The organism is Stutzerimonas sp. FeSN7, assembly GCF_030263795.1.
GTDB lineage: Bacteria > Pseudomonadota > Gammaproteobacteria > Pseudomonadales > Pseudomonadaceae > Stutzerimonas > Stutzerimonas stutzeri.
This window is the reverse complement of the sequence record NZ_JARPMN010000001.1, coordinates 3,852,501-3,872,773: the sequence shown is the minus strand read 5'-3', so window position 1 is coordinate 3,872,773 and position 20,273 is coordinate 3,852,501. Positions and strand designations below refer to the sequence as shown.

The following is a 20,273-nucleotide window of genomic DNA, read 5'->3' as shown; positions in this document are numbered from 1 at the left end:
GATATGCTTGAGCGTATCATTCGCGCGTCCATCGCGCATCGCTGGCTCGTACTCGCTCTGGTGTTGGCGCTGTCGGGCCTGGGCATCTGGAACTACAGCCGTCTGCCGATTGATGCGGTACCGGACATCACCAACGTCCAGGTGCAGATCAACACGGAAGCGCCGGGCTATTCGCCGCTCGAAGCCGAGCAGCGCGTCACTTTGCCGGTGGAGATGGCGCTTGCCGGCATCGCGCGGCTCGACTATACCCGCTCTATCTCCCGCTACGGCCTGTCGCAGGTGACGGCGGTTTTTGAAGACGGTACCGATATCTACTTCGCGCGGCAGCAAGTCGCCGAGCGCTTGCAGCAGGCGGCCTCGTGGATTCCCGCCGGCTTGAACCCCGCGCTCGGGCCAGTGGCAACCGGCTTGGGCGAGATTTTCATGTACACCGTGGAGCCTGAGCCGGGCTACGAAGAAACGTGGTCGCCGACGGCATTGCGCACCCTTCAGGATTGGGTGGTTCGTCCGCAGCTCCGCAACCTGAAGGGCGTGACGGAAGTCAACACCATCGGTGGCTATGAACGCCAATTCCAAATCACGCCTGACCCGGCCAAGTTACTGGCCTACGGGTTGACCATGAGTGATCTGTTGGATGCGGTCGCGCGCAACAACGCTAACGTGGGCGCTGGCTACATCGAGCGTTTCGGTGAGCAATACCTGATCCGCGTTCCCGGCCAGGTCGCCGACATCCAGGGGCTGCGCCAGATCGTCGTGGCGACGCGTGACGGTCTGCCATTGCGCATTGGCGATGTTGCTGACGTGATCGAGGGCGGTGGTCTGCGGACTGGAGCGGCGACCAAGGATGGCGAGGAGATCGTGCTGGGTACGGTGTTCATGCTGGTTGGCGAGAACAGCCGTGCTGTTGCGCAGCGCACGGGTGAGATGCTCGCGGAGATCAACGAAACGCTTCCAGAGGGCGTGCGTGCGCATACCGCCTATGACCGCACTCAACTGGTTGATCGCGCCATCGCTACCGTACAGAAGAACCTGCTGGAAGGCGCTCTGCTGGTCATTGCGGTGCTGTTCCTGTTGCTGGGCAACATCCGGGCGGCGCTGATTACCGCTGCGGTGATTCCATTCACCATGCTGATGACGATCACGGGCATGGTGCAGAACAAGGTGTCGGCCAACCTGATGAGCCTGGGGGCGCTGGACTTTGGTCTGATCGTCGATGGTGCGGTGATTATCGTGGAGAACTGCCTGCGGCGCTTCAGTCAGCGGCAGCATCAGCTCGGCCGCCTGTTGACCCGCGACGAGCGCTTCGACCTGACGGCCAAGGCTGGCGCTGAGGTCATCAAGCCTAGTCTGTTTGGCATGTTCATCATCACGGTCGTCTATCTGCCGATCTTCGCGCTGTCCGGTGTCGAAGGGAAAATGTTCCATCCCATGGCGCTGACCGTGGTGATGGCGCTGACCGCCGCGATGGCGTTGTCGCTGACCTTCGTGCCGGCGGCCGTGGCCATGATCGTCACCGGCAAGGTATCCGAGAAGGAAACCAGGGTGATGCGCGGTATCAGCCGCTGCTATGCCCCTTTGCTCAAGCAGGCCATCAAGTTGCGCGTCGTGGTCGTCGCAGCGGCGTTGGTGCTGGTGGTGCTGTCGGCCATGCTGGCGACGCGCCTGGGCACCGAGTTCATCCCGGATCTGGACGAGGGTGACATTGCCCTGCACGCGCTGCGCATCCCCGGCACCAGTTTGACCCAGGCGATCGGTATGCAACGCCAACTGGAGGACCGGCTCAAGCAGTTTCCCGAGGTGGAGGAAGTGTTCTCCAAGATCGGCACGGCCGAGGTCGCGACCGATCCCATGCCGCCGTCGGTGGCCGACACCTTCATCATGCTCAAGGATCGCGACGATTGGCCTGACCCGCGCAAGCCGAAGACGGCGTTGGTTGCTGAAATGGAAGAAGCAGTCAGCGCAATCCCAGGTAGTAAATACGAGTTCCTGCAACCGGTGCAGATGCGTATGAACGAGTTGCTTGCCGGCGTGCGTGCCGAGGTGGCCATCAAGGTGTTCGGCGACGATATGGACCAACTGGCCGAAATCGGTGCACAGATCGCGGCTTTGACCGAAAGCATTCCCGGGGCGGCGGGCGTGGCAGTCGAACAGGTGACGGGCCTGCCGCTGATGACGATCACACCAAACCTGGAGGCGCTCGCCCGCTACGGCCTGGCGATCGACGACCTGCAGCAGACCGTTGCGATCGCCTTGGGCGGTGCCGTCGCTGGCCAGGTGTTCGAGGGCGACCGCCGCTTTGACATCGTGGTGCGGCTGCCGGAAGCGCGGCGTCAAGACCCGAAGGTGCTTGAATCCCTGCCGATTCCAATACCGGCTGACATCGCTGCTGGCCTGGGTCAGGCCGCCTACGTGCCGCTCGGTCAGCTCGCGTCGATTGAGGTGGCGCCCGGTCCCAACCAGATCAGCCGGGAGAACGGCAAGCGCCGGGTGGTCGTCACCAGCAATGTGCGTGGGCGCGACCTGGGTTCGTTCGTGGAAGAAGTACGCGTACAGGTGAACCGTCAGATCGAGTTGCCGGCGGGCTATTGGGTCGATTATGGCGGCACCTTCGAGCAGCTCATTGCGGCCGGTCAACGTCTGTCGGTGGTAGTGCCTGTGGTGCTGTTCATGATCTTTGGTCTGCTGTTCATGGCCTTTGGCTCGGGCCGGGATGCGGCGATCATCTTCAGCGGCGTGCCCCTGGCATTAACGGGGGGTGTGGTCGCCTTGTGGCTACGTGATATTCCATTCTCCATCTCGGCGGGTGTCGGCTTCATCGCCCTCTCGGGTGTGGCGGTGCTCAATGGCCTGGTGATGGTGAGCTTCATCCGCAAGCTGCTCGACGATGGGCTGCCGTTGCAGGACGCCATCGTCAACGGGGCCACGACGCGACTGCGCCCGGTACTGATGACCGCCCTGGTCGCGAGCCTTGGCTTCATCCCCATGGCGCTCAACGTCGGCACAGGCGCGGAAGTGCAGCGACCGCTCGCCACCGTGGTCATCGGCGGGATCATCTCCTCGACACTGCTGACACTGCTGGTGTTGCCGGCGCTGTATCGCCTGACTCATCGAAATACCGAACATGAGGCGACAAAAACGACGTGACCTGGATGGCCTGTTTCTTCGGTTCCGGTTCGTCCTCGCATTGCTCGCAATGCATGCCAGACAGGAAATTATTTTTAATCCGATTTAAGGTGCGAAGTTCATGAGTGAAAGAGTATCTGTAGTGGTGTCAGGCCTGCGACAGCAGCAGGCTTGGCTGCGAATGTCCCTGTTTCTCGCCGCCGTGGTCGTACTTCTGCTTGCGAGCACCAATGAGGCATTGGCACATGCTATTGCCGAGGGCGACAAGGGTTATATTCAGGAGATCACAGGTGTCCACCTTGTCTCCTTCGCGTACCTCGGCGCCAAGCACATGGCGACCGGGTATGACCATATTCTGTTCCTGTTCGGCGTGATCTTCTTCCTCTACAGGATGAAGCATATCGGCCTGTACGTGACCCTGTTCGCCATCGGTCATTCGACCACGATGCTGCTGGGTGTGTACTTCAATATCGGCATCAACAGCTACATTATCGACGCCATCATCGGTCTGTCGGTGGTCTACAAAGGGCTCGACAACATCGGCGCGTTCCAGCGATGGTTCGGGTTCCAGCCCGATACGAAAATCGCAACGTTGGTCTTCGGCTTGTTCCACGGTTTCGGCCTGTCCACGAAGATTATCGAGTACGACATCTCACCCGATGGGCTGATTCCGAATCTGCTGGCTTTCAACGTCGGCGTTGAGATCGGCCAATTGCTGGCGTTGGGCGCGATCCTGATTGTCATGGGTTACTGGCGTCGGACGGCGAGCTTCTGGCGCCATGCCTATACCGCGAACGTCGCGATGATGTGTGCTGGCTTCATTCTGATCGGTTACCAGCTCACCGGCTATTTCGTTTCTTGAACCGCACACGGAGAAAACCACTATGTACAACGTAACAAAGCCCACCCTCGACGATTTGCCAACCTCGAAGCAGTTGTTGCGCTCGACACTCATCGCGCTGGTTGCCGCCTTCGCGATTCTGATCGCGATCGTGTTGCCTTCCGAGTATGGGATTGATCCCACCGGAATCGGTCGCGTGCTCGGACTGAGCGAGATGGGTGAGATCAAGACACAGTTGGCTGAGGAAGCGGCTGCCGACGCAGCCAGGGATGCGGCGCTGGCGGCGGAGCAGTCGGCGCCCGCTGTAATGCCTGTTACATCGTCCGCGCAGCCTGTGGCGGGTGCTGCCTGGCGCGACGAGATACGCGTGGTGTTGCAGCCTGGCGAAGGTGCCGAGGTGAAACTCAGCATGAAGACCGGCGAGCAGGCGCAGTTCAGTTGGGTTGCCGAAGGCGGCGTGGTGAACTTCGACACCCATGGCGATGGCGGTGGCGGCGGTCAGTCGATCAGTTATGAGAAAGGGCGCGCAGTACCCGGCGATGACGGTGTGCTCGAAGCTGCATTCGATGGTAACCACGGCTGGTTCTGGCGCAACCGCGACAGTGCTGACGTAACCGTGATCATTCGTACCCGAGGCCAGTACACGGAAATGAAGCGTGTCCTGTGATTCGCCAACTGACATGGACTCCAGTCCCATGTACTCCGGCATCCCTGCCACAGGCCATGCGTCTGGCAGGAACCGGGGTGTTGTAAACCCCCTTCCGGTGTGTACACCGGATTCAGTTATCAGGAGATAGTGAAATGCAGATTCGTTCGATATTGGTTGTTGTTGCCGCCAGTGCCTCGTTGGCGTCCACGTTCGTTATGGCTCATCCTGGAGGGCATGGTTCCGATAACGACAAGTTGATGCCCAAGACCTGCGAGCAACTGGCCGATGGAGAGCGTTATGTCACCGATGTGGCTTATCCTGAAGTCAGGAAGCTGAAGGAGCAATGCGACGCCGCGAAGGAGAAAGAAGAGTCTTGAGCGCGCTCGTCCGGCAACGGTAACTGACAGCTTGGACCGTAACCGCACTGCGTTGGTGACGGTTACGTGTCTTTGCCACAATTTTTCCAGGAGCCAGTCATGCTCGCCATTCTTCAACATGCCACGTTCCGCCGGTTGTTTTTGGCGCAAGTTGTCGCACTTGTCGGCACCGGACTGGCGACCGTGGCGCTGGCGCTGCTGGCCTACGATCTGGCCGGTTCGGGGGCCGGGGCGGTGCTGGGCACGGCGCTGGCGATCAAGATGACGGTCTATGTCCTGCTGGCGCCGCTGGCGGGCGCCATCGTGCCGCCGGCCAGGCGCAAGGCGGTGCTGATTTCGCTCGATGTCGTCCGGGCGGGCGTCGTGCTGGCGCTGCCGTTCGTCACGGAAATTTGGCAAATTTATCTGCTGATTGCGGTGTTGCAATCAGCCTCGGCGGGATTCACGCCGCTGTTCCAGTCCTTGATTCCGGAAGTGCTCCCCGAGGAGCGCGATTACACCCGTGCCTTGTCCTTGTCGCGTATGGCCTATGACTTGGAAAGCCTGCTCAGCCCCATGCTTGCGGCGGCCCTGTTGGTTTGGGTCAGTTTCCATGTCCTGTTCGTTGGCACGGCTTTTGGTTTCGCGCTGTCGGCGGGGTTGATTCTGGCGGCCGCGCTGCCGACCGTCGCTGGCGACTCGCGCAGTGATGGGCTTGGCGAGCGGATGCTGCGCGGCATGAGGATCTATCTGCGCACGCCACGGTTGCGTGGCCTGCTGGCGCTGAATATGTGCGCGGCAGCCGGTGGTGCGATGGTGTTCGTCAACACCATCGTGATCGTGCGGGATGTCCTCGGCGGCAGTGAGCAACAGCTTGCGCTGGCGCTGGCGACCTTCGGTGGTGGCTCCATGGTGGCCGCACTACTATTGCCCAAGGTACTCGATCAGGTCGCCGATCGCCGGGTGATGCTGTCGGCCGCTATCGTGATGGTGGCGGTGCTGCTGATCACCACCTTATGTTGGGTCGCGTTGCCATCGGGGCGTAGCTGGGCGGTATTGCTGCCTGCCTGGGGCCTGATGGGCATCGCCTATGCCGGTCTGGTCACACCGGGCGGGCGCCTGATACGTCGATCAGCGCACGAGGAAGACCTGTCGGCCGTGTTTGCCGCGCAGTTTTCCTTCTCGCACGTCTGCTGGCTGCTGGCTTATCCCCTGGCGGGCTGGGTGGGCCTGACGTTCGGTCTCGGCGTCGCGCTGGCCGCTTTGAGTGGCCTTGCGCTGTTGGGCATGGTCGCTGCGATCCGAAACTGGCCGAGGGAGGAGCAAGCGGTTCTCGTTCACGACCATGATGGTCTGCCGGCGAACCACCCGCACTTCAGTGCGCATGGTGCCGCTCCTCATGCGCATCCTTTCGTCATCGACAGTCTGCATCGGCGGTGGCCGGGATGACAGGGCCATCTCCCTGCCTACTGTGCTGCCCCTCCGAACCACTGGCGCAGTTCATGCTCACGTGAAGACCGTGGTCGTGTAGGCGGGTCAGTTTGCCGGCTTTGAGGGTGACCTTTCGTATGCGTTAATGCGTATGGCCGGTAGACGGCAAATAGGAATACGTGTTACAATAACTCGGATATGAAGCTGCTGTGGGAGAGTTCGCTTCCGCATGTATCTTCCCCGGTTAACTGAACCTCGGTCTGCCATGACCCGTACCGCTTCGATCAACGTTGCTCAGTGGTGGCGCTTCCAGTAGGAAGCGGCACGTCGTTGCGGCCTCGACCCGCACCTTGCCGCCGTACCGGCAGGCAAGGTTCAGCAGATGGCTCTCCGGCACGGCGGCTCCAAAACTCAGGAGATTGCCCGATGCCATTAAATTTCCCCGCCATAGGTAGCGCCTCGCGCACCGCGTCCTCGTGGTGCTCGGTTGCGCACGTCGCTCACCGGCATCAAGGCCGGCGGTCTCGCAAGGAGTCCCATCGAGGCGTCTTGCAGAGACGCACCGTGAGGCAGGCCTCCATGCTTGCTGCCACCCCACAAGGGCATTCTCCGACGCTTGTGCTGCCGAAATCCGGTGCATGTGTGTATATGTCTGTGTATATAGATCGAAGCATCGGCATAAAAAATATAGAAAAAACAAGAGGTTGTTATGACTAAACTGCTGATGTTGGATAACTACGATTCCTTTACCTACAACGTCGTGCAGTACCTCGGCGAGCTGGGCGCTGACGTCAAAGTGGTGCGCAACGACGAACTGAGCGTAGCCGAAATCGAAGCGCTGAATCCGGAGCGGATCGTCGTCTCGCCCGGCCCGTGTACGCCGAACGAGGCCGGTGTGTCGCTGGAGCTGATTCGTCATTTCGCCGGCAAGTTGCCGATTCTCGGCGTCTGCCTCGGCCACCAGAGCATCGGTCAGGCCTTCGGTGGCGATGTGGTGCGCGCCCGTCAGGCCATGCACGGCAAGACCAGTCCGGTGTTTCACCATGATCAGGGTGTGTTCGCCGGGCTCAATAATCCGCTGACCGTCACCCGTTACCACTCGCTGGTGGTCAAGCGCGAAACGCTACCCGATTGCCTGGAGATCACCGCCTGGACTCAGTTCGCTGACGGTTCGGTGGACGAGATCATGGGGCTGCGACACAAGACGCTGAACATCGAGGGCGTGCAGTTCCACCCCGAGTCGATCCTTACCGACCAGGGCCATGAGCTGTTCGCGAATTTTCTGAAGCAGACCGGAGGTGTGCGCTGATGGATATCAAGGAAGCCCTCAACCGCATCGTCGGCCAGCTGGATCTGACCACCGAGGAAATGCAGGCGGTGATGCGCCAGATCATGACCGGTCAGTGCACAGACGCGCAGGTCGGCGCGTTTCTCATGGGCATGCGCATGAAGAGCGAAACCATCGACGAGATCGTCGGCGCCGTGCAGGTCATGCGCGAGCTGGCCGCTCCGGTGCGTTTCGACACCGACAAGCTGGTCGACACCTGTGGCACCGGTGGCGACGGGATGAACATCTTCAACGTGTCCACCGCTGCCTCGTTCGTCGTTGCGGCTGCTGGCGGCAAGGTGGCCAAGCACGGCAATCGTGCGGTATCCGGCAAGAGCGGCAGTGCCGATCTGCTCGAGGCGGCAGGGGTCTTTCTCGACCTGACGCCCGAGCAGGTGGCGCGCAGTGTCGATACCGTCGGTGTCGGCTTCATGTTCGCACCGGCCCATCATGGCGCCATGAAGTACGCGGCCGGGCCTCGCCGCGAACTCGGGTTGCGTACCCTGTTCAACATCCTCGGTCCGATGGCGAACCCGGCGGGTGTCCGGCATCAGGTGCTCGGCGTGTTCAGCAAGGCGTTGTGCCGGCCGATGGCCGAAGTGTTGTCTCGGTTGGGCAGCAAGCATGTGCTGGTGGTGCACGCGCAGGATGGGCTGGACGAGATCAGCCTGGCGGCGCCGACGCATGTCGCCGAGCTGAAGGACGGCGAGATCCGTGAGTACAGCATCCAGCCCGAGGATTTCGGTATCAAGAGTCAGAGCCTGATCGGCCTCAATGTCGAGGACGTCCAGGGCTCGCTGGCACTGATCCGTGATGCGCTGGGCCGGCGCAAGAGCGAGAACGGGCAGAAGGCTGCCGACATGATCGTGCTTAACGCCGGGGCCGCGCTTTATGCCGCCGATGTGGCGACCACGCTGAAACAGGGCGTGGAAATGGCCCATGACGCGCTGTGCTCGGGTATCGCCCGCGACAAGCTGGAAGAGCTGGTGTCCTTCACCGCGGTGTTCAAGCAGGAGAATCAGAAATGAGTGTGCCGACCGTGCTGGAGAAGATCATCGCGCGCAAGCTCGAGGAGGTTGCCGAGCGCAGCCGTCGAATCGGCCTGGCAGAGCTGGAGCAGCAGGCCGCGATCGCCGACCCGGTGCGCGGCTTCGCGGCGGCGCTCGAGCAGCGCGTGAACGCCAAGGAGCCAGCGGTGATCGCCGAAGTGAAGAAGGCCTCGCCGAGCAAGGGCGTCATTCGCGACCCGTTCCTGCCTGCCGAGATTGCGGCCGGTTACGAGGCCGGCGGAGCTGCCTGTCTGTCGGTGCTGACCGACATCGATTTCTTCCAGGGTGCCGATGCCTATCTGCAGCAAGCCCGTGCGGCCTGTTCGCTGCCGGTGATTCGCAAGGACTTCATGATCGATCCCTATCAGGTGGTCGAGGCGCGCGCACTTGGCGCCGACTGCATCCTGCTGATCGTGGCGGCATTGGACGATGCGCGGATGCATGAACTGGCGGCGGTGGCCAAGGCTCACGGCCTGGACGTTCTGGTCGAGGTGCACGATGGCGACGAACTGGAGCGGGCGCTGCGCCTGGAGACTCCGCTGGTCGGCATCAACAACCGCAACCTGCACACGTTCGAGGTCAGTCTGGAGACCACGCTGGACCTGCTGCCGCGGGTGCCGAAGGATCGTCTGGTGATTACCGAGAGCGGGATTCTCAATCGGGCTGACGTCGAGCTGATGGAAATCAATCAGGTCTACGCGTTTCTGGTAGGCGAGGCTTTCATGCGCGCCGAGCAGCCGGGCGTCGAGTTGCAGCGGTTGTTCTTTCCCGACCGGGCTCGAAGCCGCGGTGTGGTCGCCGATCCGGAATGACCGCCTGCCCGCGTGACGCGCACAGGCGGCGAGTCTGACGGGTCAGCGGGTTCCGAACACCACCATGGTCTTGCCTTTGACGTAGACGAGACCCTGCGACTCCAGGCTCTTCAGCACGCGGCCGACCATTTCGCGGGAGCAGCCAACAATGCGACCGATTTCCTGACGGGTGATCTTGATCTGCATGCCGTCCGGATGGGTCATGGCGTCGGGCTGCTTGCACAGATCCAGCAGCGTGCGCGCGACGCGGCCGGTGACGTCGAGAAAGGCCAGGTCTCCGACCTTGCGCGTGGTGTTGCGCAGGCGTTCGGCCATCTGGCTGCCGAGCGCATAGAGAATGTCCGGATCCTGCTGGGTCAGCTCGCGGAATTTCGCGTAGCTCAGCTCGGCCACTTCGCACTCGGTCTTTGCGCGGACCCAGGCGCTACGTTCCTTGTCCGAACCTTCCTTTTCGAAAAGCCCCATCTCTCCGAAAAAGTCGCCCGCGTTCAGGTAAGCGATGATCATCTCGCGGCCGTCATCATCCTCGATAAGGATGGTGACCGAGCCTTTAACGATGAAAAAGAGCGACTCGCATCGGTCGCCTGCATAAATGATCGTGCTTTTTGCCGTGTATCGCCGTCTATGGCAATGCGCGAGCAACTTGTCGATGTTCTTTATCTTGGGCGTAAGAGAGATAGCTACCATGCTGTGGGTCCCGGATAAGTATTTGAAAGGACTGATTATTGTTATTTTGGCTGTGATTCAGCTCTCGTCAGCTTAACGATGAAGGTAGTCCAATAGCAAAGTTGCGATATTGGAAACGTGCTGGTCAACGCACCTTTAGTCGTGTGTGTTGTCGCTGACGATCTCGAGGCCCATGTTAAGCTATTCGCCCTGATTTAAATGGAGTTGGCGATGAAAGCGCGCATTCAATGGGTTGACGGCGCTATGTTTCTGGGCGAATCCGGAAGCGGTCATGTCGTTGTGATGGATGGACCGCCGGAGAATGGTGGGCGAAACCTCGGTGTACGGCCCATGGAGATGCTGCTGCTCGGCCTGGGTGGCTGCAGCAATTTCGACGTGGTCAGCATCCTGAAAAAGTCGCGACAGGCGGTCGATAGCTGCGAAGCCTTCGTAGAGGCCGAACGCGCTTCGGAAGACCCCAAGGTATTTACCCGTATCCACCTGCGTTTCGTCGTCAAGGGCCGCGGGTTGAAGGAGGGTCAGGTCAAGCGCGCCGTCGAGCTGTCGGCCGAGAAGTACTGCTCCGCTTCCATCATGCTCGGTAGAGCTGGCGTCGAGATCACCCACGCCTACGAAATCGTCGAACTGGACTGATCGTGGCCGTGCAGGTCCGGCCAGGCTCAATAACCTGACCAAGGCATTGAACTCCGATATATATGGCTCTGCATGCCGCGACGTCTGAGATCAACTGGCGTATGTACAACGCATGGACGACACTTACGACGCCGAATGGCTCACCAGATTCTTAGCGATGTGATCGATCACAAGTGCAAATATCTCGACATTGCCGTGATCTCGCCGCTGAAGGCACTCTTTGCTGATCGAAGATTCGATCGAACATCGTCACCTTCGGCTTTTCGCGCGGGCTCATTCGGATCGAGGGAACGAACACATCGCATCGAGCATGAATTCAATTGTGTCTTCGCGGATACATGCCCGGCGTATCAGATGATCGACATAAACAAGAAAGGGCGCCGCTGCGCCCTTGTGCCCGCTCGCCTATTCAGATGCGGTAGGTGGCTTTGGTCATGACTTTAGAAACCAGGCTCATGCCGAACTTGACGGGTGCCGGGAAGCGCAGCCCGCCGGCTTCGATCGCCGCCGTGGAATGCTGTGCTTCGTCCTCGCGCATCTGCTCGAGAATGGCTCGGGATTTCTCATCCCCGGCTGGCAACTGGCCGAGGTGATCGTCCAGGTGCTTGCAGACCTGGTCTTCGGTCGCCGCGACAAAGCCGAGACTGATGCGGTCGCTGATCAACCCGGCCGAGGCCCCGATGCCGAAGGAAAGGCCATAGAAAATCGGGTTGAGCACACTGGTGTGGCTGCCCAGCTGGCGGATGCGCTGCTCACACCAGGCCAGATGATCGATCTCCTCATCCGCAGCCTGCTCCATCGCCTGGCGCACCTGCGGCAGGCGCGCCGTCAGTGCCTGCCCCTGGTAAAGCGCCTGGGCGCAGACTTCACCGGTGTGGTTGATGCGCATCAACCCGGCAACATGGCGGGCTTCACTCTCGCTGAGCTCCGCCTCGGTCTTCAGCAGTGCCGGCGAAGGGCGCGAGGGTTGACCGCTGAACGGGAGCAGCGTCCGTAATGCCGCATCGGCCTGCATGAGCAGTCGGTCGGCAGGGGAGTAGTGGCGTTGGCTGGGCATATGTCCTCCGGAAAAAGATGAGGTCGCTAGCAAGGCATCATTCGCGGTGTGGGGATTGCGCTGCCGTCAGCCGGGCGGCCAGTGCATCTGGCGTTGTCCGAGTACGTGCATATGAATGTGATAGACCGTCTGCCCGCCAAGGTCGTTGCAGTTCATTACGACTCGAAAGCCATCCTGGCAGCCCTGTTCTTCGGCCAGGCGCTGCGCCGTGAAGAGGATGTGCCCGGCGAGCACCTTGTCGTCCTTCTCGCTCAGATCATGCAGCGTGGCAATGTGCTTTTTCGGAATGACCAGAAAGTGGACGGGAGCCTGAGCGCCAATGTCGTGGAAGGCAATGACCTGATCGTCCTCATAAAGCTTGCGCGCCGGGATTTCCCCGGCCACGATCTTGCAAAACAGGCAATCCATGACGGTTCTCCGATTGCGTCGCCGTACAGTGTATCAGGGCGGTCCAGCCAGGGTGAGCCTGCACAGGGAGGTGAGGTGAAGAACGATATCCATGATCTGGGCCTTGTGCTCGAATCGCGCGTCAAACTCGTGCTGGTCGAGTCCTGGGACGAGCGGCGGGTGCTCGAAACCCTGACGGGGCTGGCCGTACGGCAAGGCCTGGGTTTTTACGTCTGGTCTGCCACCGAAGGGTTGCGGCATCTGGGTTTCGGGGGTGAGCTGCAAGGCGGCGAGGAGAGCTGTTCGCCGGAGGTGGCGCTCAAGGTGGTGAAGCAGGACGTTCGGGCGAACCTCTATGTGTTCTGCGATCTGCATCCGTACCTGGACGAGCCAAAGCTGGTGCGCTTGCTCAAGGATATTGCACTGAGCGAAGCGCCCATGGCGCCCACCGTCGTCTTGGTGTCGCATGCGCTCAAGCTGCCGCCCGAGGTGCAACGCCTCGCTGCACGATTCAGCCTGTCGTTGCCTGCCGAAGAGGAGCTGCTCGCGATCGTTCGTGAGGAAGCCACTCGCTGGAGCGAGCGCAATCGAGGGGCGAGGGTTCGCACCGACAATCGGACCCTGCAGCAGGTCGTGAAGAATCTGCGCGGCCTGAGCCACGCCGAGGCGCGAGCCCTCGCGCGCAATGTCATCTGCGATGACGGCGCCATCACGCAAGACGACCTGCCCGAACTCAACCGGGCCAAGTTCCGGCTGCTGGATCTCGACGGCGTACTGGGCTTCGAATACGAAACCGCGCGCTTTGCGGAAGTCGGAGGGCTGGCGAATTTCAAGAGCTGGCTGGCTGAGCGTCAGGGCGCATTCCTCGGCGGTCAGGGTGGCGACCTGCCACGCGGGGTGATGCTGGTCGGGGTCCAGGGTGGCGGCAAGAGCCTCGCTGCGAAGGCGGTTGCCGGTTTATGGGGGCTGCCCCTGCTGCGCCTTGACTTCGCCTGCCTGTACAACAAGTACTTCGGCGAAACCGAGCGCAATCTGCGGGAGGCTCTGGCGCTGGCCGAACAGATGGCGCCTTGTGTGCTGTGGATGGACGAGATCGAGAAAGGCCTGGCAACCGGCGACATGGATGGCGGTGTCAGCCAGCGAGTATTGGGGACGTTGCTGACTTGGATGGCTGAGCGCACCGCCCCGGTGTTCATGGTGGCCACGGCGAACGCGATCGATCGGCTGCCGCCTGAGTTGCTGCGCAAAGGGCGCTTTGACGAGCTGTTCTTCGTCGACCTGCCCGACCTGGCGACGCGCGCGGAGATCTTCCGAATTCACCTTGCTCGCCGTGAAATGGAGCCGGACGGTCTTGGGCTCATGGCGCTAGCCGAGGCCAGTGAAGGATTCTCTGGTGCGGAAATCGAGCAGGTGGTGGTCAGCGCCGTCTATGCCGCCCAAGCCCAGCAAAGACCGGTCGATCAGGCGATGCTGCTCGAAAGCCTGCGAGCGACCGCGCCATTGTCGGTGGTCATGTCCGAGCATCTATCGGCCCTGCGTGCCTGGGCGCAGGGCCGTACGGTGCGTGCTGATTGACTGCTGACCTCAGAAGGCATTCTGGCGCAGATCGACCAGCGTCGGCACGGTCAATGCTGCCGCGACGCCAATCAGGATGACCAGCAGCCAGAGGGTCGCGAGTATCTTTACCGACAGGCTGTTGGGGGGCGGCGGCGAGCCGTATCGATTGACGTCTTTGCTTCCCGGCACGAGCATCATGATGAAGGGGAATATCGTGCCGACGACTGGCACCAGGTTCAGCAGGAGCAGCCAGCCAGACCAACCAAAATCGTGCAGGCGCTGCACGCCGATCTGTACGTTGACCACCAGCATGCCGATGAAGATCAGGCCCATGCAGATCACGCCGGCAATGCTGGAGATGGCCATGATGATCCCGGCGATGCCGAACAGGCCCGCTGACGCGAGCACGACGACCAGGGACCAGGCCAGATAGCGAAGACGACCGATCCGTCCGCTGACGGAGAAGGGCTTGAGTTCCCCGTGCATCGGCATGACCTCGCCTACGAGGGACGAGGGAGGTGCGTACGGGGAAGGCCCTGCGCTTGCGCTGCGAGGCTTGGTCTGCTCGCGCAGCTGTGCCTGGCGTGCGAGGTACTTGTCGATGATGATGCCGCAGGCGCTGCATTCGCTGGACTGGCTTTGCACGTGGCCGCATTTGGGGCAGGTCATCGGAGCGGCGCTGGGCTCATGAACGCGTGCAGCAGCCAGTTCTTCCTCTGTCTGGACCAGACTCAACGAGGGTGCTATGCGCTCGGGCTCCTTGTATGCCCTGGCCCCCGCCCGGTGCAGCGCGCCGAGGTACTTGTCGGCCTCATTGCTGCTGAGCTTGCTCTTGATGATGGCAGCCTCGCCACTGAACAGGCGTTCCACCTTGCCGAGGTCGGTCTTGAATAGCGCTGCGAGATTGGTCTTCACTGCCTCGAGAGGCATGTCTGGCATCAATTCGCCGTTGAAGACAATCCTGAATTGAGCTTCTTGCATGTGGCGTCCGTGTCACAGATGGGTGGTGGGGCAAGAGTAGAGAGCTTGCTCAGCGGAAACAACACGGTTCAGCCAAGACTTCGAGCTGTATGCCACAAAGCCGGCCGCCGGGCCGGCTTTGATCGGAGCTTTCAGAACGGCTTGATGACCACCAGAATGACGATGGCGATCAGAAAGAGCACGGGAATCTCGTTGAACCAGCGATAGAAAACGTGGCCCCGCATGTTCTCGTCACGTGCAAAGCGCTTCATCTGCGCACCGCACATGTGGTGATAGCCGATCAGCAGAAGCACCAGGGTCAGCTTCGCGTGGAGCCATCCTCCGGTGCTGAACAATCCGGGGTTGAGCATGACCATCCATACTCCGAAAACCAGGGTGGCGATCATCGACGGCAGCATGATGCCGCGGTACAGCTTCCTTTCCATGATCTTGAAGCGTTCCCGGCTAGGTTGATCGTCACTCATCGCGTGATAGACGAACAGGCGCGGCAGGTAGAACAAGCCGGCAAACCAGCAAACGATGGCGATGATGTGCAGCGCTTTGAGCCAGAGGTAAAGCATCGGATTGAATCCTTCGAAGGCGGACGCGTCGATAGTAGTGGCTGGGGTCGCGCCCGTCATCCCGACGGTTGGCCCGCGATCAAAGCAGCTTTATCATCGCGCCTTTACGTTTTCAGTTCGAGGGCAGGTCATGATCAAGGTCGGTATCGTAGGCGGCACAGGCTATACGGGCGTCGAATTGCTGCGCCTGCTCGCTCAGCATCCGCAGGCCGAAGTGGTGGTGATCACCTCCCGCTCTGAGGATGGAGTAAAGGTCACCGACATGTTCCCGAACCTGCGCGGGCACTACGATGGCCTCGCATTCAGCGTGCCCGATGCAGCCACGCTGGGCGCCTGCGATGTCGTGTTCTTCGCCACGCCGCATGGTGTTGCTCACGCACTGGCCGGAGAGCTGCTGGCTGCGGGAACGCGGGTGATCGACCTGTCGGCTGATTTCCGATTGCAGGATGCCGATGAGTGGGCCAAGTGGTACGGCCAGGCTCATGGCGCTCCCGAGTTGCTGCCCGAAGCGGTTTACGGCCTGCCGGAGGTCAATCGCGATCAGATCAGGACGGCTCGCCTGATCGCGGTACCTGGCTGCTATCCAACCGCGACCCAGTTGGGCTTTCTGCCTTTGCTGGAGAACGGACTGGCCGATGCGTCGCGCTTGATCGCCGACTGCAAGTCCGGTGTCAGTGGTGCCGGACGCGCCGCAAAGATCGGATCGCTGTTCACCGAGGCTGGCGAAAGCATGATGGCCTACGCCGTCAAAGGGCACCGTCATCTGCCTGAAATCAGCCAAGGGCTGCGCCGGGCGGCTCGGGGTGACATTGGCCTGACCTTCGTCCCGCATCTGACCCCGATGATTCGCGGCATCCATGCGACACTGTACGCTACGGTTGCGGATACTTCGGTGGATCTGCAGCGCCTGTACGAGCAGCGCTATGCCGATGAGCCTTTTGTGGACGTCATGCCCGCGGGCAGCCACCCTGAGACCCGTAGCGTGCGTGGCGCCAACGTCTGCCGTATCGCTGTGCACCGCCCTCAGGGTGGCGATCTGGTCGTGATCCTGTCGGTCATCGACAATCTGGTGAAGGGTGCCTCTGGTCAGGCCGTCCAGAACATGAACATCCTTTTTGATCTGGACGAGCGCATGGGGCTGGGCAATGCGGCGCTGCTGCCGTGATGGAGTCGCATGACGTAGCTCGACCGGGCAATGGTGAATAGTTGACCGGTTTTGTCAGGCAAGCCGATAATGCAACGTCAACGCAGTAGGGCGTTTCACGCCAGGAGAACCCAATGAGTGTCGAATCCTTCACGCCCACCGCCATCCAGTTCAGTCAGGGGGCTGCGAGCAAGGTGAAGAGCCTCGTCGATGAGGAAGGCAATCCGCGCCTGAAGCTGCGCGTCTTCGTCACGGGTGGCGGGTGCTCGGGTTTCCAGTATGGCTTCACGTTCGATGAGGATGTGGCCGATGACGATACGGTTATCGAGCGCGAGGGCGTCAGTCTCGTGGTGGACCCGATGAGCTATCAGTACCTGGCAGGTGCTGAGGTTGACTATCAGGAAGGTCTGGAAGGCTCGCGCTTTGTCATCAAGAATCCGAATGCCACGACCACCTGCGGTTGCGGACAGTCGTTTTCAATCTGACCCATCGTTGAACCGAGAACGCCGTGCTTATGCACGGCGTTTTTGTTTACGCGGCTTGCTATGCGGGATAGATGGCGCCGAGGATGCGCGCGCCTCTTGCCCCGGTCACGCTGGGGCGGTTGGCAGGGATGCGCTCCAAGCAGCAATGCGCGAGCCAGGCGAACGCCATCGCTTCCACCCAATCCGGCGGCACGCCTTCGCTGTCCGTGCTTCTGACATCTATGGCGGGGAGTAGCGCTTGTAAACGCCGCATCAGCACCAGGTTATGCGCGCCGCCGCCGCAAACGAGCAGGTCCTGGGTATCGGGTTGGCTCCCAACAAGTGATTCGGCAATGCTTCTGGCGGTCAGCTCGAGCAGTGTTGCCTGTACTGCTTCGGGCTGCAGGTGCTCGCGTCCTGCCAGCATTCTTTCCAGCCATTCGAGATTGAATCGCTCGCGTCCGGTGCTCTTCGGCCCACGGGTCGTGAAGAAGCTGTCGCGCAGCATGTCGCCAAGCAGGCCTTGGTCTGTCGTGCCTCTGGCCGCCCAGTCGCCGTTACGGTCGTACGGTTGGCTCAAGTGGCGCTGAATCCACGCATCCATCAGAGCATTGCCCGGGCCGCAGTCGAAACCATGGGTGAGCTTACCGGGACATAGAAGACTGAGATTACTGAAGCCGCCGATGTTAAGCACCGCGCGCACTCGATCAGCCCTGCCAAAGACCGACTCATGGAAGGCCGGCACAAGCGGCGCGCCCTGGCCGCCAGCGGCCACATCGCGACGGCGGAAGTCGCTGACGACGGTGATGCCGGTCAGCTCTGCCAGCAGCGCTGGATTGCCGATCTGAATGGTGAAACCGCGCTGGGGTTCATGACGCACCGTTTGGCCGTGGCTGCCGATGGCGCGTACGGATTCGGGCGAGAGGTGCTGCTCGGCGAGTAGCTGGTTGGCCATGCCGGCCACCAGCTTCGCCCAATGCTGCTCCGCTATGGCCGCCCGCGCCAGTTCATCCCCAGAGGATGAGCACAACGCCAACAGCTCCTGGCGGAGCTGGTCAGGCATCGCCTGGTAGCGGGTGGCAAGCAGGCGAGTGTGGTCGGTCTGCTCTACAAGCGCGAGGTCCACACCATCCAGGCTGGTGCCAGACATCACTCCCAGATAGAGGGGCACGATTACTGCCGGTTGAGGGCCAGCATGGTGGCCCTTTCTTCATCCATGCGCGCCATCAGGGGTTGGCTCTGCTGCATGAAACGTGGCATCTCGCTCTTGGCGATCGGGTCGGCCATTGGCAGTTTCAGTCCGAGTGGGTCGACGTGGACACCGTCTACCTGGAACTCGTAATGCAGGTGCGGTCCGGTGGAAAGTCCGGTGGTCCCGATATACCCGATGATCTGGCCCTGCTTCACGGTGGAACCGTTGCGTACGCCTTTGGCAAAGCCCTGCATGTGCGCGTAAAGGGTCCGATAGCGCTGGCCGTGCTGGATGATCACGGTATTGCCGTAGCCCCCCTTGCGGCCTGCCAGCAGGACCTTGCCATCTCCCGCGCTCTTGATCGGCGTGCCGTGTGGAGCGGCGTAATCCACGCCTTTGTGTGCACGAATCTTGTTCAGAATGGGATGCTTGCGGCCATTGGAGAAGCGCGAGCTGATTCTGGCGAAGTCCACCGGCGTACGGATAAACGCTTTGCGCATGCTGGTGCCGTCGGCGTTGTAGTAGCTGGTGGTGCCATCCTTGCTGGTGTAACGAACCGCAGAATAGGTCTTGCCACGGTTGGTAAAGCGGGCAGCCAGGATATTGCCGGTACCTACGCGCTGACCTTCCACAGTCTTCTCTTCGTAAATGACCTCGAAGCTGTCGCCCTTGCGGATGTCGAGCGCGAAATCGATGTCATATCCGAAGACATTGGCCAGATCCATCGTCAGGTTGTGGCTGAGGCCGGCGCGCTTGGCTGCGAGGAACAGGCTGCTATCGATCTCGCCGCGGGCGTAGACGGTACTGACCTCCGGCTTCACCTGCTCTTTCTTGAATACGTATCCCTTGGGGGTTTGTTCCAGCGCGAGGGTTTCGAGACTGTTGAGCTTGCTTCGCAGGCTCGCCAGCTCACCTTGCTCGGTCAGCTGGAATTCGAGCGTCTGACCGATCTTCAGGCGGGAAAGCTGCTTGGCATCCGGACTGCTCGCCAGAACTGCATGCATGACGGCTGGCGACAGGCCAACCTTGGCAAATACGGTCGATAGCGTATCTCCATTGGCTACCACTACGCTTTTTGCCAGAGGATCAGTTTCGGCAACCGGCTCGCCAGTCTGGTCTTCTGGTTTGTCCTCGTCACTGCTCGCCTGCTCGGATGTCTGCATGTCGGAAGCATAGGCGAACGGAGAATCTGCGGGGCTTTGCGCGGTGGTATCAGGCTCGGCAATGATCTGTCCGGAGGACTCGAGCTTGAGGTCGAGGAAGGTTTTCTTCGCTTCGACTTCACGGGATGGGAATACGAGCAGCGCCAGGCTCAGCAGCGCGGCTACACCACTAGCAGCCAGAAGATGGCTCTTGGGGTAGTTCGGAGCTTTCGATTTGGAAGGCATCATTGGGCTTCTGGCATTTTTTTGTGCGGGAAATAACTGTCTAAAATATAAGCAAAGCCCTGTTGAGGCAACCCTTGCGGCTAGTTAACTGCCGGCCGGTGCAGGCCTCGAGGTTTGTAAACGGCCTGCGATATTGTAAGGTTGTCGCCCTTTATAATGGATGGTGCGGGGCATTGCCATGAAGTCGGTTCAAGAGCAGTTGTCGGTGATCAAGAGGGGCGCTGATGAGGTGCTCGTCGAGTCTGAGCTGGTTGCCAAGCTTGAGCGAGGCGAGCCGCTGCGCGTCAAGGCTGGATTCGATCCGACGGCTCCCGACCTTCATCTCGGTCACACGGTGCTGATCAACAAGATGCGCCAGCTTCAGGAGCTCGGGCATCAGGTAGTCTTCCTTATAGGTGATTTCACCGGGATGATTGGTGACCCAAGTGGCAAAAGTGCCACAAGGCCGCCGCTGACGCGGGATCAGGTGCTGGAGAACGCCGAGACCTACAAGGCTCAGGTGTTCAAGATTCTGGATCCGGCAAGAACCGAAGTGGCATTCAACTCCACCTGGATGGACCAGCTGTCGCCTGCAGACTTCATTCGCCTGGCTTCCCAGTACACAGTTGCGCGAATGCTCGAGCGTGACGACTTCA

The 20,273-nt window shown here is 60.8% G+C and carries 20 protein-coding genes (1 of these 20 only partly in view); 13 read left to right on the top strand and 7 right to left on the bottom strand.

Annotation, left to right across the window (positions count from 1 at the left end):
* Positions 1–3 precede the first annotated feature (3 nt).
* The 8 genes from P5703_RS18520 (at position 4) to trpC (ending at position 9,588) form a co-directional block, all read left to right on the top strand.
* Complete coding sequence (locus P5703_RS18520; RefSeq protein WP_023835649.1) at positions 4–3,144, top strand: efflux RND transporter permease subunit; 3,141 nt, start codon at positions 4–6, stop codon at positions 3,142–3,144.
* Between the two features lie 160 nt (positions 3,145–3,304).
* A complete protein-coding gene (locus P5703_RS18515; protein WP_046164309.1) occupies positions 3,305–3,985 on the top strand; it encodes a HupE/UreJ family protein in 681 nt (226 codons plus the stop codon).
* Between the two features lie 22 nt (positions 3,986–4,007).
* On the top strand, positions 4,008–4,631 hold the full coding sequence (locus P5703_RS18510) for a hypothetical protein (protein ID WP_023464564.1): 624 nt from the start codon (positions 4,008–4,010) through the stop codon (positions 4,629–4,631).
* Positions 4,632–4,765: 134 nt separating this feature from the next.
* Positions 4,766–4,990: a hypothetical protein gene (locus P5703_RS18505; protein WP_031299072.1), complete on the top strand. Its 225-nt coding sequence runs from the start codon at positions 4,766–4,768 to the stop codon at positions 4,988–4,990.
* A 99-nt stretch (positions 4,991–5,089) separates the two neighbouring features.
* Positions 5,090–6,418, top strand: coding sequence for an MFS transporter (locus P5703_RS18500; protein WP_023464565.1), 1,329 nt, complete (start codon positions 5,090–5,092; stop codon positions 6,416–6,418).
* Positions 6,419–7,109: 691 nt separating this feature from the next.
* Complete coding sequence (locus P5703_RS18495; protein WP_279641785.1) at positions 7,110–7,709, top strand: aminodeoxychorismate/anthranilate synthase component II; 600 nt, start codon at positions 7,110–7,112, stop codon at positions 7,707–7,709.
* Entirely contained in the window at positions 7,709–8,755 is a 1,047-nt protein-coding gene (trpD, locus tag P5703_RS18490; RefSeq protein WP_049325889.1) for an anthranilate phosphoribosyltransferase, read from the top strand. Before P5703_RS18495 ends, trpD begins: the two co-directional genes overlap by 1 nt.
* Positions 8,752–9,588: an indole-3-glycerol phosphate synthase TrpC gene (gene trpC / locus P5703_RS18485; RefSeq protein ID WP_011911959.1), complete on the top strand. Its 837-nt coding sequence runs from the start codon at positions 8,752–8,754 to the stop codon at positions 9,586–9,588. Before trpD ends, trpC begins: the two co-directional genes overlap by 4 nt.
* Before the next feature lie 42 nt (positions 9,589–9,630).
* Here the strand turns inward: trpC and crp are convergent, their stop codons facing one another.
* On the bottom strand, positions 9,631–10,275 hold the full coding sequence (gene crp, locus P5703_RS18480; protein WP_026006489.1) for a cAMP-activated global transcriptional regulator CRP: 645 nt from the start codon (positions 10,273–10,275) through the stop codon (positions 9,631–9,633).
* Between the two features lie 210 nt (positions 10,276–10,485).
* On the opposite strand from crp, the gene P5703_RS18475 reads away from it, so the two are divergent.
* A complete protein-coding gene (locus P5703_RS18475) occupies positions 10,486–10,908 on the top strand; it encodes an OsmC family protein (protein WP_049340803.1) in 423 nt (140 codons plus the stop codon).
* Positions 10,909–11,317: 409 nt separating this feature from the next.
* On the opposite strand, the gene coq7 is transcribed toward P5703_RS18475, so the two are convergent.
* Positions 11,318–11,965, bottom strand: a complete 648-nt coding sequence (gene coq7, locus P5703_RS18470) for a 2-polyprenyl-3-methyl-6-methoxy-1,4-benzoquinone monooxygenase (protein WP_011911962.1) — start codon at positions 11,963–11,965, stop codon at positions 11,318–11,320.
* Between the two features lie 66 nt (positions 11,966–12,031).
* Entirely contained in the window at positions 12,032–12,373 is a 342-nt protein-coding gene (locus P5703_RS18465) for a histidine triad nucleotide-binding protein (RefSeq protein ID WP_014595767.1), read from the bottom strand.
* A gap of 75 nt (positions 12,374–12,448) precedes the next feature.
* Here P5703_RS18465 and P5703_RS18460 point away from each other — a divergent pair, with 75 nt between their 5' ends.
* Positions 12,449–13,927, top strand: coding sequence for an AAA family ATPase (locus P5703_RS18460; RefSeq protein WP_041755343.1), 1,479 nt, complete (start codon positions 12,449–12,451; stop codon positions 13,925–13,927).
* 9 nt (positions 13,928–13,936) lie between these two features.
* Here the strand turns inward: P5703_RS18460 and P5703_RS18455 are convergent, their stop codons facing one another.
* Together P5703_RS18455 and hemJ are read right to left on the bottom strand one after the other, a co-directional pair.
* Positions 13,937–14,890 (bottom strand): DUF805 domain-containing protein, encoded by a 954-nt coding sequence (locus P5703_RS18455; protein WP_041755346.1) that lies wholly within the window; start codon positions 14,888–14,890, stop codon positions 13,937–13,939.
* A 131-nt stretch (positions 14,891–15,021) separates the two neighbouring features.
* Positions 15,022–15,450: a protoporphyrinogen oxidase HemJ gene (gene hemJ, locus P5703_RS18450; protein ID WP_013981703.1), complete on the bottom strand. Its 429-nt coding sequence runs from the start codon at positions 15,448–15,450 to the stop codon at positions 15,022–15,024.
* Between the two features lie 130 nt (positions 15,451–15,580).
* Between hemJ and argC the strand changes: the two genes are divergently transcribed.
* Positions 15,581–16,615, top strand: coding sequence for an N-acetyl-gamma-glutamyl-phosphate reductase (gene argC, locus P5703_RS18445; RefSeq protein ID WP_011911966.1), 1,035 nt, complete (start codon positions 15,581–15,583; stop codon positions 16,613–16,615).
* 113 nt (positions 16,616–16,728) lie between these two features.
* Positions 16,729–17,079: an iron-sulfur cluster insertion protein ErpA gene (gene erpA / locus P5703_RS18440; RefSeq protein ID WP_011911967.1), complete on the top strand. Its 351-nt coding sequence runs from the start codon at positions 16,729–16,731 to the stop codon at positions 17,077–17,079.
* 58 nt (positions 17,080–17,137) lie between these two features.
* Here the strand turns inward: erpA and P5703_RS18435 are convergent, their stop codons facing one another.
* Positions 17,138–18,229, bottom strand: coding sequence for an anhydro-N-acetylmuramic acid kinase (locus P5703_RS18435; protein ID WP_185776082.1), 1,092 nt, complete (start codon positions 18,227–18,229; stop codon positions 17,138–17,140).
* 2 nt (positions 18,230–18,231) lie between these two features.
* On the bottom strand, positions 18,232–19,641 hold the full coding sequence (locus P5703_RS18430; RefSeq protein ID WP_013981705.1) for an OapA family protein: 1,410 nt from the start codon (positions 19,639–19,641) through the stop codon (positions 18,232–18,234).
* Between the two features lie 175 nt (positions 19,642–19,816).
* Here P5703_RS18430 and tyrS point away from each other — a divergent pair, with 175 nt between their 5' ends.
* Positions 19,817–20,273, top strand: partial view of a tyrosine--tRNA ligase gene (gene tyrS / locus P5703_RS18425; protein WP_279641784.1) — the start only. It continues 743 nt past the right edge of the window; the window shows 457 of its 1,200 coding nt (coding positions 1–457); its start codon is at positions 19,817–19,819; its stop codon lies beyond the right edge, outside the window.

Excerpts from the sequence above, each read along its gene's own strand:
- P5703_RS18520 (WP_023835649.1), top strand. The coding sequence starts at position 4 with ATGCTTGAGCGTATCATTCGCGCGTCCATCGCGCATCGCTGGCTCGTA.
- P5703_RS18515 (WP_046164309.1), top strand. The coding sequence starts at position 3,305 with ATGTCCCTGTTTCTCGCCGCCGTGGTCGTACTTCTGCTTGCGAGCACC.
- P5703_RS18510 (WP_023464564.1), top strand. The coding sequence starts at position 4,008 with ATGTACAACGTAACAAAGCCCACCCTCGACGATTTGCCAACCTCGAAG.
- P5703_RS18505 (WP_031299072.1), top strand. The coding sequence starts at position 4,766 with ATGCAGATTCGTTCGATATTGGTTGTTGTTGCCGCCAGTGCCTCGTTG.
- P5703_RS18500 (WP_023464565.1), top strand. The coding sequence starts at position 5,090 with ATGCTCGCCATTCTTCAACATGCCACGTTCCGCCGGTTGTTTTTGGCG.
- P5703_RS18495 (WP_279641785.1), top strand. The coding sequence starts at position 7,110 with ATGACTAAACTGCTGATGTTGGATAACTACGATTCCTTTACCTACAAC.
- trpD (WP_049325889.1), top strand. The coding sequence starts at position 7,709 with ATGGATATCAAGGAAGCCCTCAACCGCATCGTCGGCCAGCTGGATCTG.
- trpC (WP_011911959.1), top strand. The coding sequence starts at position 8,752 with ATGAGTGTGCCGACCGTGCTGGAGAAGATCATCGCGCGCAAGCTCGAG.
- crp (WP_026006489.1), bottom strand. The coding sequence starts at position 10,275 with ATGGTAGCTATCTCTCTTACGCCCAAGATAAAGAACATCGACAAGTTG.
- P5703_RS18475 (WP_049340803.1), top strand. The coding sequence starts at position 10,486 with ATGAAAGCGCGCATTCAATGGGTTGACGGCGCTATGTTTCTGGGCGAA.
- coq7 (WP_011911962.1), bottom strand. The coding sequence starts at position 11,965 with ATGCCCAGCCAACGCCACTACTCCCCTGCCGACCGACTGCTCATGCAG.
- P5703_RS18465 (WP_014595767.1), bottom strand. The coding sequence starts at position 12,373 with ATGGATTGCCTGTTTTGCAAGATCGTGGCCGGGGAAATCCCGGCGCGC.
- P5703_RS18455 (WP_041755346.1), bottom strand. The coding sequence starts at position 14,890 with ATGCAAGAAGCTCAATTCAGGATTGTCTTCAACGGCGAATTGATGCCA.
- hemJ (WP_013981703.1), bottom strand. The coding sequence starts at position 15,450 with ATGCTTTACCTCTGGCTCAAAGCGCTGCACATCATCGCCATCGTTTGC.
- argC (WP_011911966.1), top strand. The coding sequence starts at position 15,581 with ATGATCAAGGTCGGTATCGTAGGCGGCACAGGCTATACGGGCGTCGAA.
- erpA (WP_011911967.1), top strand. The coding sequence starts at position 16,729 with ATGAGTGTCGAATCCTTCACGCCCACCGCCATCCAGTTCAGTCAGGGG.
- P5703_RS18430 (WP_013981705.1), bottom strand. The coding sequence starts at position 19,641 with ATGATGCCTTCCAAATCGAAAGCTCCGAACTACCCCAAGAGCCATCTT.